The 17,110-nt window shown below is 30.8% G+C and carries 14 protein-coding genes; all 14 read left to right on the forward strand.

The window, feature by feature from the left end; genetic code table 11:
* The first annotated feature begins 36 nt into the window (after positions 1-36).
* The 14 genes from fabF (at position 37) to cmk (ending at position 17,003) form a co-directional block, all read left to right on the forward strand.
* The gene (gene fabF / locus CF66_RS02215; RefSeq protein WP_034411416.1) at positions 37-1,278 is read left to right on the forward strand and encodes a beta-ketoacyl-ACP synthase II; all 1,242 of its coding nucleotides are present in this window, start codon (positions 37-39) and stop codon (positions 1,276-1,278) included.
* Between the two features lie 29 nt (positions 1,279-1,307).
* On the forward strand, positions 1,308-2,114 hold the full coding sequence (gene pabC, locus CF66_RS02220) for an aminodeoxychorismate lyase (protein ID WP_016503440.1): 807 nt from the start codon (positions 1,308-1,310) through the stop codon (positions 2,112-2,114).
* Entirely contained in the window at positions 2,108-3,109 is a 1,002-nt protein-coding gene (gene mltG, locus CF66_RS02225; RefSeq protein ID WP_016503439.1) for an endolytic transglycosylase MltG, read from the forward strand. Before pabC ends, mltG begins: the two co-directional genes overlap by 7 nt.
* Before the next feature lie 14 nt (positions 3,110-3,123).
* The gene (gene tmk / locus CF66_RS02230; RefSeq protein ID WP_016503438.1) at positions 3,124-3,762 is read left to right on the forward strand and encodes a dTMP kinase; all 639 of its coding nucleotides are present in this window, start codon (positions 3,124-3,126) and stop codon (positions 3,760-3,762) included.
* A gap of 3 nt (positions 3,763-3,765) precedes the next feature.
* A complete protein-coding gene (locus tag CF66_RS02235) occupies positions 3,766-4,731 on the forward strand; it encodes a DNA polymerase III subunit delta' C-terminal domain-containing protein (protein WP_016503437.1) in 966 nt (321 codons plus the stop codon).
* A gap of 217 nt (positions 4,732-4,948) precedes the next feature.
* Positions 4,949-6,385, forward strand: a complete 1,437-nt coding sequence (ptsG, locus tag CF66_RS02240; RefSeq protein WP_016503436.1) for a PTS glucose transporter subunit IIBC — start codon at positions 4,949-4,951, stop codon at positions 6,383-6,385.
* Between the two features lie 243 nt (positions 6,386-6,628).
* Positions 6,629-7,624: a type I glyceraldehyde-3-phosphate dehydrogenase gene (gene gap, locus CF66_RS02245; protein WP_016503435.1), complete on the forward strand. Its 996-nt coding sequence runs from the start codon at positions 6,629-6,631 to the stop codon at positions 7,622-7,624.
* Positions 7,625-8,091: 467 nt separating this feature from the next.
* The gene (locus CF66_RS02250; protein WP_016503434.1) at positions 8,092-8,664 is read left to right on the forward strand and encodes a YceI family protein; all 573 of its coding nucleotides are present in this window, start codon (positions 8,092-8,094) and stop codon (positions 8,662-8,664) included.
* Between the two features lie 247 nt (positions 8,665-8,911).
* The gene (gene tig / locus CF66_RS02255; RefSeq protein ID WP_016503433.1) at positions 8,912-10,219 is read left to right on the forward strand and encodes a trigger factor; all 1,308 of its coding nucleotides are present in this window, start codon (positions 8,912-8,914) and stop codon (positions 10,217-10,219) included.
* A gap of 227 nt (positions 10,220-10,446) precedes the next feature.
* Complete coding sequence (gene clpX / locus CF66_RS02260) at positions 10,447-11,733, forward strand: ATP-dependent Clp protease ATP-binding subunit ClpX (protein ID WP_016503432.1); 1,287 nt, start codon at positions 10,447-10,449, stop codon at positions 11,731-11,733.
* A gap of 68 nt (positions 11,734-11,801) precedes the next feature.
* Positions 11,802-14,141, forward strand: a complete 2,340-nt coding sequence (gene lon, locus CF66_RS02265; protein ID WP_016503431.1) for an endopeptidase La — start codon at positions 11,802-11,804, stop codon at positions 14,139-14,141.
* A gap of 94 nt (positions 14,142-14,235) precedes the next feature.
* Complete coding sequence (locus CF66_RS02270; RefSeq protein WP_155993919.1) at positions 14,236-14,400, forward strand: hypothetical protein; 165 nt, start codon at positions 14,236-14,238, stop codon at positions 14,398-14,400.
* Positions 14,394-16,250, forward strand: a complete 1,857-nt coding sequence (locus CF66_RS02275) for a SurA N-terminal domain-containing protein (protein WP_034411418.1) — start codon at positions 14,394-14,396, stop codon at positions 16,248-16,250. The genes CF66_RS02270 and CF66_RS02275 overlap by 7 nt, the downstream gene beginning before the upstream one ends.
* Positions 16,251-16,331: 81 nt before the next feature.
* A complete protein-coding gene (gene cmk / locus CF66_RS02280; RefSeq protein ID WP_016503429.1) occupies positions 16,332-17,003 on the forward strand; it encodes a (d)CMP kinase in 672 nt (223 codons plus the stop codon).
* Positions 17,004-17,110: the final 107 nt, after the last annotated feature.

Here is a 17,110-nt window from a genome sequence, read left to right on the forward strand (position 1 = left end):
AGCTTTAAAATCATTTCAGTTTCGGAGAGTAAGATCGTGTTTAAGCGTCGTGTAGTTGTTACTGGAATGGGTATGCTATCACCAGTAGGGAATAATGTAGAATCTTCTTGGAAAGCGCTAAAAATTGGACAAAGTGGTATTGTAAATATAGAACATTTTGATACAAAAAATTTTTCGACTCGTTTTGCAGGTTTAGTTAAAAACTTTAACTGTGAAGATTATCTTTCTAAAAAAGAATTGAGAAAGATGGATTTGTTTATTCAGTACGGTATCGTTGCTAGTATTCAAGCCTTAAATGATTCTGGTCTTATTATTACTAAAAAAAATTCTTCTCGTATAGGTGTCGCTATCGGATCTGGTATTGGTGGTCTTGGTTTGATTGAAGCTGGCTATGAATCTCTTAAAGAAAAAGGACCTCGTAGAATTAGTCCGTTTTTTGTTCCTTCAACAATTATCAATATGATTTCAGGCTATATCTCTATCATGTATGGTTTGCGTGGTCCTAATATTTCTATCTCAACGGCATGTGCTACCGGCCTTCATAATATTGGTCATGCTGCTCGAATTATTGCTTATGGTGATGCGGATATTATGTTATCTGGTGGAGCGGAAAAAGCTTCAACTCCATTAGGAATAGGAGCTTTTTCCGCTGCAAAGGCGTTATCTACCCGTAATGATGAGCCTCAAAAAGCTTCTCGTCCTTGGGATAAAAGTCGTGATGGTTTTGTTCTTGGAGATGGTGCTGGTTTGATAGTGCTGGAAGATTATGAACATGCTATGGAACGTGGTGCTCACATATATTGTGAACTTGTTGGTTTTGGTATGTCTGGTGATGCTTATCACATGACTGCTCCTAGCAAGGATGGTTCTGGAGGGGCTTTAGCCATAGAAGCAGCTATGCATGATGCTGGAATTATTGGAGAACAAATCGGTTATATAAATGCACATGCCACATCTACACTGGCTGGTGATATTGCAGAAATTAAAGGGATTAAACGAGCTCTTGGTAAAGTTGGATATCAACAAGTTCTTGTTTCTTCTACAAAATCGATGACAGGTCACTTACTAGGTGCTGCGGGTTCAGTTGAATCAATTATTACTGTTATGTCATTAGTTGACCAGATTGTCCCACCTACAATTAATTTAGATAATCCTGAAAAAAATTTATCTATCGACCTCATCCCAAATACTTGTCGAAAAGTAAATATTGAGTATGCTGCTTGCAACTCATTTGGTTTTGGAGGCACCAATGGTTGCCTAATCTTTAAGAAAATTTAATTTCGAGTTTCGTTAGTTTGGATGCACAAATGCATTGGGTAAATGGAAAACTAAGTAGTAGCATTTCAGTAATGGATCGTTCATTTCAGTACGGTGATGGATGTTTTACAACTATGCTTGTTTTTGAAGGAAAGATTCAGCATTGGGATATGCATGTAAAAAGAATGGAAGAGTGTTTACACTTTCTAAATATTGCCCTTCCAAATTGGGAAAAAGTTTATAAATGGTTAATGGAAGCTCGTCTAAAAAATAGAAAATCAGGATTAAAACTTCATATTACTCGTGGAAAAGGACATTTCGGTTATAATAGCCAAGGGATTGAATCACCAAATATCACTATTAGTCATTTCTTAGTTCCTAACCATTATAAAAGATTAATTCGTTATGGTTTAGAATTAGGCGTTTGCAATCAGAATTTAGGGATTAATCCTTTACTTGCTGGTTATAAGCATAATAATCGTCTTGAACAAGTATTACTAAAATTAGAAATTAATCGCCTTGGATTATTTGATGCCATAGTCTTAGATATTAAGAAAAATCTCATTGAAACTACAATTGCAAATTTATTTTGGGTAAAAAATAACATAATCTATACTCCTAGTCTTGAAAATGCAGGAGTGAATGGTATAACTAGACAGTTAGTAATTCAATTTTCTTCTTCAAAAAATTTAAAATTAATAATAGATAATTTTCAGTTTCAATGTCTTGATGATGCAGAAGAGATCTTTATAACTAATTCAATTTTAGGAGTTGTTCCTGTTATTAAAATTATTTCTAAGCATTATAATATTGGAAAGGTAACAAGATATTTTCAAGAGAGATTAAATCCTTGTTAAAAAAAATAATAGTATTGTTAGTTTTTTTTATAGTTTCCATTGCTGGTATTTTTTTTTATATTGGCAATCAGATTAATGTTTATTTACAACAACCTTTGCAAATTAAAGTTCCAGAAATTATTACAATAAAATCTGGAACTAATTTAAATAATACTTTAATCTTATTAACTGAAAATAATTGGATTTCTTTTAATTTTATTTCAAGATTATTACCTAGATTTCATCCGGAATTTTCAGATATAAAAGCAGGCACATTCCAGCTAAAACCAAGCATGACATTAAAAAAGGTTTTACAACATTTGGTTGATGGTAATGAATATCAGTTTTCAATTACCTTTATTGAAGGCACTCGCTTTGATGATTGGAGGGTAACATTGTTTTCTTCTCCATATCTGAAAGATACTATCTCTAATTTAGATGAGATAGAAATAGCGAATATATTAGGGATACAACGAAAAAAATTAGAAGGACTTTTTCTTGCTGAAACTTATTATTATACAGCAGGTACTTCAGATATTGAAATCTTAAAAAGGGCACATAGTCAATTAAATCAATTTATTAATTCTAAATGGTTAGATAGAAGTCCTAATTTAATCTTGAACACACCTTATGAAGCCCTAATCTTAGCATCTATTATTGAAAAAGAGACAGCGTTATATTCTGAGAAGAGACGCATTGCATCAGTTTTTTTTAATCGATTGAATAAAGGAATGCGGTTGCAAACAGATCCAAGTGTTATTTATGGTATTGCTAATAAATATAATGGTAATCTTAGCAAGGAGGACCTATATATTTTAACACCCTATAATACTTATCTAATTCATGGATTACCACCTACTCCAATAGCAATGACTGGAAAGTCTTCTATAGAAGCAGCTTTAAATCCTGAACAAACTGAATACTTATATTTTGTATCTAATGGTGAGGGGGAGCATATTTTTTCAAAAAATTTATTGAATCATAATAGAGCAGTAAAACAATATTTAAAAAATTAGATATATTTAAAATAATGAAAAAAGCAAAATTTATTGTTGTAGAAGGACTTGAAGGTTCTGGAAAAAGCACAGCCGTGAAGATTATTTCCACAACTCTTACTAATGCTGGCATTTTAAAAGTAAAAAGTACCAGAGAACCTGGAGGAACAAATTTAGCAGAAAAGATTCGTTTGCTTATTAAAGAAGAGCCGAAAAATGAATCTCTGCAAAATATGACTGAATTATTATTACTGTATGCTGCTAGAGTGCAATCAGTAGAACATATTATCAAGCCGGCTCTTTCAAAAGGAATTTGGGTTGTAAGTGATCGTCATGATATGTCATCACAAACTTATCAAGGTGCTGGTCGAAACATTTCATCAAACATTCTTTCTATGTTAAAGGAAACTATATTAGTTGATTTAATACCTGATTTAACATTTTACTTAGATCTTGATCCAAAAATTGGTCTTGAGCGAGTGTACTCTCGTGACTTTGGAAAAGTTGATAGAATTGAGAAAATGGATATTGATTTTTTTAATCGAACTCGTGAATGCTATTTAAAGTTAGCAAATGAAGATTGCAATACTGTTATAATTGATGCTGAGCAAAATATGGTTCAAGTAGCTAATGATATTAGAAATATTTTAAATACATGGTTGAACATAAGGTAATAAATGGAAAATCTTTATCCATGGTTAAAAGATATTTGGCATTATTGGAAGTTAAGTTTAGAAACAGCTCAATTCCCTAATGTTGTTCTCCTTAATAGTGTTCATGGTTTAGGCAGTGAACAGTTAATTAAGCATTTAACTCAAGTCTTAATGTGTTCTAACTATCTCGGTGATTATTGTGGTTTTTGCCATAGTTGTAAATTAGTGGAATCTGGTAATCATCCTGATTTTCATTTGATTTCTCCAGAAATAAATGGAGGAGGAATTAGCATCAATCAAATTCGATTTTGTAATAAAATTGCTTGTGAAACTTCTCAGTTTTCTGGTTTTCGTTTAATTGTAGTTATGCCTGCTGAAGCTATGAATGAATCAGCTTCGAATGCTTTGCTTAAAACTTTAGAAACATCACCATCAAATTGTATTTTTCTTCTAGTTTCTTTTAAACCTAATTTATTACTACCAACTATTAAAAGTCGTTGTCAATGTTGGAACGTTAGCATCCCTGAACATATGGTGCTTCTAAACTGGCTAAAATCTAAAACAAAAGAAGACATTCCTGGTTATACTTTGCACTTAAATAATTATGCTCCAATAGATATTTTAACTTTTATTCAAACTAATGAGTTAGAAACCTATTTAATGATTGAACAGAAACTAATTTCAGCAATGAAAAATGATCTAGAAGAATTAATAAATTTAACTAAGTGTTTATTAAAAGACCCTAATAAATATTTAGCATGGTTATGGTACTTATTTACCGATGCACAAAAATCCCACTTTGGATTAATTGATGAATATACTATTCCAGGTGCTATCCAGTTAAGCAGATTACTTAATTATAATGACCTTTATACACAAACAGCTAAGCTTAATTTATTAAGAAAAGAAATACGGTTACATCCAGTTTTAAATAAGGAATTATTAATAACAAATTGGTTAATAAATTTAACTAATGAAATATCTACTTAATGCTTTTCTGTCTAACTGATTCTTTTCTTAGTAACTGTGATCTATATAGTTACTTTGCAATTTAGTTTGATTAGCAACTAGCAAATTTGATAAATATCAATATATATTGATAGCTTTAAAAGATTAGAATCCGTTTCTAATATGTATTTCTTCGTTGATTACATGAATTGTTTTATATTCTTATCAACGACAATGGTGTTATCAGGAGCATAAAAGCATGTTTAAGAATTCTTTTGCTAATTTACAAAAAGTTGGCAAATCATTGATGTTGCCAGTGTCAGTTTTACCTGTTGCAGGTATTCTTTTAGGAATAGGAACTGCTAACCTTTCTTTTGTTCCAGATATGGTTTCTATTATTATGGAAAAGGCTGGTGCTTCTGTATTCCATCAACTTCCATTATTGTTTTCCATTGGAATAGCTCTCGGTTTCACGAACAATGATGGTGTATCAGGTCTTGCTGCTGCTGTTGGTTATGGAATTATGAAAGCAACATTAGACGTTGTTACAGTTTCCTTGATGCATATGGAAAAAATGGATACTGGGATATTAGGTGGTATTTTAGTTGGTGCTATTGCAGCTTGGGTTTTTAATCGTTTTTTTAAAGTTAGACTTCCAGAATATCTTGGTTTTTTTTCCGGGAAACGAGCTGTACCTATTATTACTGGTTTTTTAGCAATTGCATTAGGAATTTTATTATCCATAATATGGCCTCCAATTCGTGAAGCAATTGGTTATTTTTCTAATTGGGCGGCTTATCAGAATCCTGCGCTAGCCTTCGGCCTTTATGGTATCATAGAACGTGCTTTAATTCCATTTGGCTTGCACCATGTTTGGAATGCTCCATTTTTTTTCGAAGTCGGAAGATGCACTAATGCTATTGGTGAAATTCAAAAAGGTGTCCTTACTTGTTACTTAGTCGCTGACGAAACATCTCGTATTACAGGAGATGGTTTTGGTCAATTAGCTGGTGGATATCTTTTTAAGATGTTCGGTTTACCAGCGGCAGCACTAGCGATTGCTCATTCTGCTAACCCTCAGAATTATTTAAAAGTTTTTGGTGTTATGATTTCATTAGCTTTAACATCTTTTTTAACAGGAATTACCGAACCAATTGAATTTTTATTCTTGTTTGTTTCGCCTATGCTTTATGCTATTCACTCTTTACTAGCTGGTTCTGCATACGTTGTTACTAATGTTCTAGGAATAGTACATGGAATTTCATTCTCGCATGGTTTAATAGATTTTCTATTATTATCTGGTAACTCAAGAAATATCCTGCTAATAATTGGTATTGGTTTAGTTTATGCAGTAGTCTATTACTGCATCTTTCGTATATTAATTAAAAAGTTAGATATTAAAACTATGGGTCGTGAAAATAGTGAGGAATTTAATAATGTAAATTTACCATCGACTTCAGATATTGGAGGTAAATTAGTATCGGTATTTGGTGGAAAAGCTAATATTATTTCACTAGATGCCTGTATCACTCGGTTGCGTGTCTCTGTAGTAGATACAGACATCGTTGATAAAGAAAAATTGAAAAAACTAGGTGCTAAAGGTGTAGTTGTAGTTTCTGGTGGTGTTCAAGCTGTGTTTGGTACTAAATCTGATAATTTGAAAACAGATATGGATGAATGGATTAATAATAATTAATAACTTTCTTATTTAGAATTTATTAAATCTAAACTGCATTAAATATTACAGTCAATCCCTATTAAAAGCATATCCTATCTAAAAATTGACATAAATCTTTAGATAGGATATTTTTATCCCGTTGATTTTAGATAAGAACACTTCATTAATAAATGAATAAAGTATAATTTGGTGTTTTAGTTATAAAATATTGGTACAGTTGTGGAAATTGGAGTTTATCATTAGTTATTGGAGAAATAGTAAATGACAATTAAAGTAGGTATTAATGGATTTGGTCGTATTGGTCGTTTTGTGTTTCGTGCAGCACAAAATCGTAATGATATCGAAATTGTTGGTATTAATGATTTGATTGATTTAGAGTACATAGCATACATATTAAAGTATGATTCTACTCATGGTCGTTTTAATGGGACTGTAGAGATTAAAGATGATGAGCTTATTATTAATGGTAAGTCCATTCGTGTCACTTCCGAATCCAATCCCAAAAAAATAAAATGGAATGCTATTAATGTTGATGTTGTAGTCGAAGCAACAGGTCTTTTTTTAAGCGATGACACAGCACGGGATCATATTATTTCTGGCGCAAAAAAAGTTGTGCTTACAGGCCCCTCTAAAGATTCGACTCCAATGTTTGTCATGGGCGTTAATGAGTTTAGCTATTCTAATCAGGATATTGTTTCTAATGCTTCTTGTACTACAAATTGTTTAGCACCTATTGCTAAAGTTTTAAATGATAATTTTGGTATAGAATCTGGTCTAATGACTACTGTCCACGCGACTACTGCAACTCAAAAAACTGTTGATGGTTGTTTAATTAAAGATTGGCGTGGTGGACGTGGTGCCTATCAAAATATTATTCCATCTTCAACTGGTGCAGCTCGAGCTGTTGGCCTCGTTCTTCCAGAATTATATGGAAAATTAACTGGTATGTCTTTCCGTGTACCTACAGCTAATGTATCTGTAGTTGATCTAACAGTTAATTTAGAAAAATCTACATCTTATGAATCTATCTGTGAAGTAATGAAACAAGCATCTGAAACTACACTAAAAGGTATTTTAGGTTATACAGAGGATTCAGTTGTATCTCAAGATTTTCTTGGTGAGATGCGAACTTCAGTTTTTGATGCTAAAGCTGGAATATCTTTGACTGATAACTTTTTTAAGATTATATCTTGGTATGATAACGAAATTGGGTATTCAAATAAGGTGTTAGATTTAGTTGCTTATATATCAAAATAATGCAAAATACATATTTAATATTAATTATACTTATGATAAAAAATAACCCTATAGAATAATTGATTGTGAAGCATGAAGTATTTTAGTCTATCTAAAAGATAGATTATAGATTTTTTTATCTTCGAATTTTAATAAGGTCTAATTGATATTAAAGGTACTAAATTAGTTTAGTACTATTAGTAATTAGCATGATTTTCCTTAAATTTGATTTACTTATTAATAGGAAATTTATTAGTTTTTATTAGTGAAATAAAACACCTGAAAATTTTAGTTATAACTAGCTTATTTATTATTTAAATTTATTCCATTCTAGCATATTATAGATATGAATGAACTAAGCTAATTAAAGATTCTATCCTCTTAAATAGGTAAGAATTTATAATGTATGTAGATATATAAATTCTATTATCTCAGTGAACTAGATTTTTAGAGTATTATGTTGTTCTAAATTAATTTAAGGTTTTTTAATGAAAAAAATATATACATATATAACAGTAATCATGTTTTTATTCTTGTCTAAACCTACTTTCTCTAAATATCAGCTTGATAATTCTATATCTACTATTAGCTATGCCTCAATAAAAAAGCAATATATTGTTGAACCAGCTACTATTACTACACTAACAGGTTCGATTAATGAAGAAGGTGTATTTCAGGTGAATATTTCTCCATTAGGAATCGATAGCTTAAATCCAATTCGAGATAAAAGGTTAAATGAATTATTTTTTCAATCGAATAAATATCCTAATATTGAAGTATCAGGAAAAGTTAATTTATCAGAAATTGATTTTATGCCTATTAAAATGACCATTCCTGCTAATATTACATTACTAGGCAATACTAAAAAAATGCAGATACCTTTATTAATTATTAAATCAAAAGATTATCTCAGTGTTTCCTCTACAAATCATATAATTATTAATTCTGATGATTTTTCTATCCCTATTGATAATCTAAATAAATTAGCTGAGACTGTTGGAGGAATTCCTATTTCAAACACGGTTCCAGTAATTGTAAATCTTATTTTTAAGGCTTTATAAAAAAGCTTTTAAAGCTTGCTTAAAATACTCACCAAGAAGTAAAACAATTTTGATCTTGTTTAATTAATTATGCGTTAATTTAAGATCATCATTAAAAAGAAAAGTTCTACTTGGAACGTTTAATATATTATCAAATAATTCAAATTTAATTGTATTACTTTTTAAGTAGAATACGTAGGATTACGCATAACATGTTAAAATAGATAATATAATTGAATTACTGAACTATTTTTGAGGTTCTAAAATAATGCAAGTTACCACAGAAATTCTAGGAGCTTTAAAGCGTCGTCTAAATATTACTGTTCCAAGTTCTGATATTGAAAATGCAGTCATAGCTAAATTACACGATATTACCAAAAAACGCCATTTTAATGGATTTCGTCAAGGAAAGGTTCCAATTAAGTTAGTTGATAGAATATATGGAAAAGCAATACGTCAAGATGTAATTGATAAAGCTATGCAACATTATTTTCTAGAAGCTGTAATAAAAGAAAAAATGAATCCTGTTAGTTCACCTATATTTTTTCCTATAACAGATAAAAAAGGTGTACCATTAGTATTTATGGCTACCTTTGAGATTTGCCCAAAAATTGATCTTAAAAAATTAAATAGTATTCTTATTGAGAAACCTATAGTTAAAATTCAAGATTCAGATATTGAAGAAATGATTTATACTTTGCGCAGGCAGCAGGCTGATTGGGTTGAAATTAACACTGTTGCTGAAAAAGGTAATCGAGCAATCATTGATTGTATAAGATTTATTGACAATCAAGAGATTGAAGATAATAAAATTAAGAATTTTTCAGTTGAAATAGGTATAGATCATAGAATTCCTAATTTAGGAGAAAATATAATTGGTAAAAAAGCAGGAATGACATTTAATATTGAAACTAGTCTTCCTGCAGAGCATTTTTTAGAAGACTCAAATCTTAAATGTGAAAAAGCTAAATTTCAGATTAAAATAAAAAAAGTAGAAGCATGTAAACTTCCAGAAATGAACAGTGCATTTTTTTCTAAGTTTGGTATCCTAAATGGAGGTTTAGAAGCTTTAAAAATTGAAGTGTATAAAAATATGAAACGCGAACTGAAACAAGCAATTAAAGAGTCTATTAAAGAACAAATTGTTGATGGTTTGATGGCTACTAATGAACTCAATATGCTACCTAAAGTTCTTGTTGATAAGGAAGTGTCTTTTCTTCGTCATCATCTCATATCTGGCAATTCCAATGAAAATAATACAGTATCAGTAGATAAATTACCAATTAAATTTTTGGAAAATAAAGCAAAACGTCGAGTAATTAGTGCTCTTATTCTTTCTGAAGTAATAAAATCTGAAGAGCTTAAAGTTGATAAACAAAAAGTGCAGACCTTGATGGAAGAACTATCAATAGCCTATGAAAATCCATTAAAAATTATTAATCACTACAAAAATAATGAACAGATCATGGCTAATATACATAATCTTGCTCTTGAAGAGCAAGTTATTGAATTTATCCTAACTAAAGCAACTGTATTGAATAAAAATATATCTTTTAATCAGATAATGAATAGGTAAAAAGGATATTACTCTTTAACAGAAAAGGATTGTTCTTTAGTTAATAAATCTTATTGTTAATAGTATATCGTTTTTATAAATATAAATGATTTGTATTTAAAAATAGATTTTGAGTTATTTTACTTATAGGCTTTTTCAAGTTACATTCTTCTTTTTTATATTGCTTGTTGACACTTATATTTTTCAATATTAATACACTATAAAACAAAACCAGGAGAGTTTAGCGAATGACAGATAATAACAAAAATGGCAATAGCAAGAAGCTGCTATATTGTTCTTTCTGTAAAAAAAACCAGAATGAAGTTCGTAAGTTAATAGCAGGGCCTTCAGTTTACATCTGTGATGAGTGTGTTGAACTTTGTAATGAAATTATTTCTGAAGAAATTAAAGAAGTTTTAACTAATAAAAAACAACCTAAAGCTTTACCTACTCCTGAAGAGATTTGCGGATATCTCAATGATTATGTTATTGGTCAAAGTTATGCTAAAAAAGTGCTCTCCGTTGCAGTTTATAACCATTATAAGCGTTTACAAAATTCTGAAATCATCCCAGATGGAATAGAATTAGGGAAAAGTAATATCCTACTTATTGGTCCTACAGGAAGTGGGAAAACCTTGCTTGCGGAAACATTAGCTCGTTTTTTAGATGTTCCTTTTGCTATAGCAGATGCAACAACATTAACAGAGGCCGGTTATGTTGGAGAGGATGTTGAAAATATTATTCAAAAACTATTGCAAAAATGTGATTATGATGTATCAAAAGCAGAGCTTGGTATTGTATATATTGATGAAATTGATAAAATCTCTCGTAAGGCTGAAAATCTTTCAATTACTCGTGATGTATCAGGAGAAGGTGTTCAACAAGCACTTTTAAAGCTTATTGAAGGAACAGTAGCTTCAGTACCACCACAGGGAGGTCGAAAACATCCTCAGCAAGAGTTTCTTCGAGTTAACACGTCTAAAATATTATTTATTTGCGCAGGTGCATTTGCTGGATTGCATAAAATTATTGAAAAACGTGTTATAACTGGTTCAAATATTGGATTTGGACCTGAATCTCGCTCAAAAGATGAAATGGTAAAAACAGTTGATGAATTATTTGCACAAGTGCAGCCTGAAGATTTAGTTAAATACGGTCTTATTCCAGAATTTGTTGGAAGACTTCCAGTAACAACAACATTGACGGAATTAAATGAAAATGCTCTAATTCAAATTTTATGCGAGCCGAAGAATGCACTTATCAAGCAATATTCTGCACTTCTTAAATTTGAAGATGTAGTGCTTGAATTTCGTAAAAATGCATTGCGAGCTATTGCTAGAAAAGCAATGTCTCGTAAAATAGGAGCCCGTGGTTTGCGCTCAATTCTAGAAAATATTTTACTAGAAACAATGTATCAATTGCCATCGGTAACAGATGTTAGTAAAGTTATCATTGATGATACAGTTGTAAATGGTGAGGCTGAACCTATATTGATTTATAGCCATTCAGCTCACCAAACAGCAACTGCCGAATAAGTCTCAAAAAAAGGAGGTTTTAAATTCCTCCTTTTTTATTAAATATCAATTAAAGAGAAGAAAAATATATGAACTTGGAATGTTCCGAGCGTATCGAGATCCCTGTACTGCCTTTGCGTGATTTGGTGGTTTATCCTCATATGGTTATCCCATTATTTGTTGCTCGTGAGACTTCTATTAGTTGCTTAGAAGCAGCGATGGATAAGAACAAACAAGCTCTCCTTGTAGCTCAAAAAACAGCTGAAACCGATAAACCGACTCAAGATGATTTATTTGATGTAGGAACGGTAGCCACAATTTTACAACTATTAAAATTGCCGGATGGTACAGTAAAAGTTTTAGTTGAGGGTCAACAAAGAGCTAAGATTAAACAGTTTAAAGAAAATGATTTTTTCTTAGCCTCAATAGAGCTACTTCAAACTACTGAACTTGAGGATGATAAAGAACAAGAAGTAGTTATTCGTAGTGCGATTAATCAATTTGAAGTTTTTATTAAGCTAAATAAAAAAATTCCTCCAGAAGTTTTAACATCTTTAAATGGAATTGATGAAGGTGCACGCTTAGCTGATACTATCGCAGCATATATGCCACTTAAGCTTGTAGATAAACAACAAGTTCTTGAAATTCTTGATGTAACAAAACGTTTAGAATTTTTAATGCAACAAATGGAATCAGAGATAGATATGCTTCAGATGGAAAACCGGATCCGTGGACGCGTTAAGAAGCAAATGGAGAAATCACAACGAGAATATTATTTAAATGAACAAATGAAAGCAATTCAGAGAGAGCTTGGTGAAATGGATGATGCACCAGATGAATTTGAAACTCTGAAGCAAAGAATAGAAAAAGCAAAAATGTCTAAAGAAGCCCATGAAAAGACACACCAAGAATTACAAAAACTTAAAATGATGTCTCCTATGTCAGCTGAAGCAACAGTTGTTCGTAGCTATATTGATTGGATGGTTACTGTTCCTTGGAAAAAACGTTCAAAAGTTAAAAAAAATCTAGCTAAAGCTGAGGAAATTCTTAATGAAGATCATTACGGTCTTGAACGAGTAAAAGAACGTATTCTTGAATATCTTGCAGTACAAAATCGTATTAATAAATTAAAAGGACCAATTCTTTGTCTTGTCGGCCCTCCAGGTGTCGGTAAAACCTCTTTAGGTCGATCAATTGCTACTGCAACCGGTCGTAAATACACACGTATGGCCTTAGGTGGTATGCGTGATGAGGCAGAAATCAGAGGTCATAGACGTACGTATATTGGTTCTCTTCCCGGTAAATTAATTCAAAAAATGTCTAAAGTTGGAGTTAAAAATCCATTATTTCTTTTAGATGAAATTGATAAAATCTCTTCTGATATGAGAGGTGATCCCTCATCAGCTCTTTTAGAAGTATTAGATCCAGAACAAAACAATGCATTTAATGATCATTATTTAGAAGTTGATTATGATCTATCAGACGTGATGTTTGTAGCTACATCTAACTCAATGGATTTACCAAGTCCATTATTAGATCGTATGGAAGTAATTCGTTTATCTGGTTATACTGAAGACGAAAAATTAAATATTGCTAAGCGACATTTAATTGATAAACAAATTCAACGTAATGCTTTAAAATCTCATGAAATTAAAATTGAAGATTCTGCAATTATTGGTATTATTCGCTACTATACCCGTGAAGCTGGTGTGCGTGCTTTAGAGAGAGAAATTTCTAAAATTTGCCGCAAAGTAGTTAAAAGCATTTTAATTAATGGAAAATCAAACTCTGTTGTATTAGTTAATATAGATAACCTAAAAAATTACTTAGGCGTTTGGCGTTATGATTTTGGTAAGATTGATAATAGCAGCCGTGTTGGTCAAGTTACAGGATTAGCTTGGACACAAATTGGTGGTGATTTGTTGACTATCGAAACAGAGGTTATGTCTGGAAAAGGAAAATTAACTCAGACAGGTTCCCTTGGTGATGTAATGCAGGAATCCATTCAAGCAGCTATAACTGTAGTTCGTGCCCGAGCAAATAAATTAGGCATTAAAAATAACTTCTATGAGAAACATGATATTCATGTTCATGTTCCAGAAGGAGCGACACCAAAAGATGGACCTAGTGCAGGAATTGCAGTATGTACTGCTCTCGTCTCTAGTCTAACAAATAACCCAGTGAAAGCGAAAGTAGCTATGACAGGTGAAATTACTTTGCGTGGAAAAATTTTACCTATTGGTGGTTTAAAAGAAAAGCTTTTAGCAGCTCGGCGTGGTGGTATTACTAATGTTTTAATTCCAAAAGATAATGAACGTGATTTGGAAGAAATCCCAGATAATATAACTTCTGAGCTTACAATTCTTCCAATGAAATCAATCGATGAGGTATTAAAAGTTGCACTCGAACAAGATCCATTTTCTTTTTGAGTTGAAATTTAGAGAGAACGAAACTTATTCCAGATTTTAAACTGATTATTTTAATTTTAAAAATAATATATTTCAATTAAATGAAAAAATAGTTATGGTAAATAAAGCTCAATCAGTAGAGCAGGTTGCTATTTATACTAGACATTATAAAAATTTGTTTTTTATTCTAGAGGTATTTATCAAAAAAGTAAAAGTAACTGTATTATTAGGCAACTATTTAAAGGTAGGAATTATAACTGCTGGAATTAAAGTATGCTAAATTGGTCAGACTTACCTTTTAGTAGGATTATTATTAAGATAGTTATCGGTTTAGTGATTACTTCCTTTTTATTTGCTAGTATTGGAAATTATCTAATTAGTATTAATAGAAACGTTGTGGCAAAAGTGGATGATGTAAAAATTACTTTCTCAGATCTAGAGAAAAGATATCAGAATGAACTTGATACTATGCGTTCTGAACTTGGTCAACGTTTTTATAAGACTTTGTCCGACCTGGACTACCTTAAATCTTTTCGTAAATCAATTTTGGAACGTATGGTTAATAGAGTTTTACTTGAAAAATATTCAAAATCTTTGGGTTTACAGGTAACTGATTCTCAGCTTCGCGAACTCATTCTTTCTATGCCACAATTTCAATATGATGGTAAATTTGATATTGAATTCTATAAGAGTTCTCTTTTTCGCTCTGGTTTTTCAGTAGAAAATTTTGAACAGTCTTTACGAATTGATTATCTGATTCAGAATCAATTAATTCCAGCCATACAAGAGAGTAATTTTTTACTACCTGGTGAAATAAATGCACAAAATAAACTTATTAACCAAATTCGTAATGTACGTATAATTGAAATAGGAATGGAAAAATTTCTAAATAATATTTCATTAAGTGAAGAAGAAATTTTTCAATACTACAGTGAAAATGCTGAATTTTATAGTCAACCTGAAAAATTAAAATTATCCTATATCGAATTATCTCTAGAATCATTAAAAAAGAATGTTGTAGTTACAGATTATGAAGCAAAACAATATTATTTTGATAATATAAATCTTTTTTTTGCTGAAGAAAGTCGTAAAATAAGTCATATTTTTATTCCTGATAATAATCAAGAAATAGCATATTCAATTTTAGAAGAGTTAAATTTAGGTGCTAATTTTTCCAATATAGCAAAAAAAACACCCAAAGAGTCTTCTACATTTAATGTAGAATGGATTCAACGTAACACAATAGATCCTGAGATTGAAAGAGCAGTTTTTTCTTTAAAATCAATAGGAGACATTTCTAGTTTAATACAATCTAAAACTGGCTATCATATTATAAGACTTGATGATGTAAAAGCTAGTTTTACTAAACCTTATTCAAAAGTTTCTGATCAAGTTAAAGAAGAATTAAAATCTCAAAAGGCAATTAATACTTTTTATGAACTTAAACATCAACTAGAAAATTTAGCTTTTGAATTTCCTTATTCTTTGAATGAAGTAGCTCAATCAATCAATCAGCCAGTGTATACTACAGATTTTATTTCTGAGAATAAATACCCTGAAATTTTAAAAAAACCTATAGTTCTAGAGGTTATTTCAAAACCAGAAATTAAACAGGAGGGTTTAAATTCTGAAGTTATTGAAATAAATCCAGAACATATATTAGTTATTCGAGTTGAAGATTTTAAAAATAAGGTTCCATTACTCTTAGATCAAGTTAGTGATCAAATTATAATGAAACTTTCTGAAATTCAAGCCAAACAAAAAGCATCTATATTTGCAAAAAAACTTGTTGATTCTTTAAAAAATACGGATGAAGATGTTATTTTAGAAAAGGAAAGTTTAAAATTTAGTGAAGTTAAAAAAGTCAATCGTACTTCAGAATTTGCAAATACAATTTTTTCCATGAAAAAACCTGTTCATCAAAATTCGGTGTATACTTATGCTCAAGATGCTACAGGAAATGTAGTCATTATTGCTTTAGATAGTGTAGAAAACACTTTTAATACTAAATCTAATCAAACTATTGTAAACCAGCTTATTGAATTCAATTCAGTTCAAGAATTATATACTTTGCTACATATTTTAAGAAGTAATACCAATATTAAATATTTTGATGAGCATTATAGTTAAATTTATATCCCTATGTACACTTTTATTTGAAAATATTTTTCCAAATTTTATTTCCCCATTTTTAAAAAATTGGAGTTATAGATGTCTTTTAAAACACCAGTCATTACGGTTGATGGACCTAGCGGAGTAGGGAAAGGTACTTTATGTCTTTCATTGTCTAAACAGCTAGGTTTTGATTTACTAGATTCTGGTGCAATTTATCGTGCGCTGGCTATTGCGGCTATTCGTCATGGATTAAAAACTGAAAAAGCACTTATTCCTTTAGCAAGCTGTCTAGATGTTCAGTTTGTTTTGAAAAATAATTTTCTTAAAACAATCTTAGAAGGTGAAGATATATCTAAGGAACTAAGAAAAGAAGAAATAGGATTAGCAGCCTCAAAAATATCAATATTACCAAAAATTCGTGAAGCATTATTAAAAAGGCAGCGTTTATTTGTAAAAGGGAAGGGGCTTGTAGCTGATGGTCGCGATATGGGTACAGTAGTTTTTCCATCAGCAAAAGTTAAAATTTTTCTAGATGCAACCCTTGAAGAACGAGCAAAAAGGCGATTTAGGCAGTTGCAAAGTCATGGATTGAATGTTAAATTTAGCGGTCTTTTAAATGAACTTCGTGACCGGGATCATCGAGATCGTAATCGTCTTATAGCACCTTTATATCCTGCTGAAGGAGCTTTTTGTTTGGATTCCACTGCTATGAGTATGCAAGAAGTATTGAAGAAATCATTACAATATATCCAATTAAATTTTATTTAATTGGCATTCTATATATGTTATACGTTGGTCTCATGGATGTTATAGACTGGCAAGATTAATAACCCCATGTGCTGGATGCACTTGGATGTTCAATTTATTAAAGATAT

Source organism: Candidatus Photodesmus anomalopis (genome assembly GCF_000731785.2).
Classification (GTDB): domain Bacteria; phylum Pseudomonadota; class Gammaproteobacteria; order Enterobacterales; family Vibrionaceae; genus Vibrio; species Vibrio anomalopis.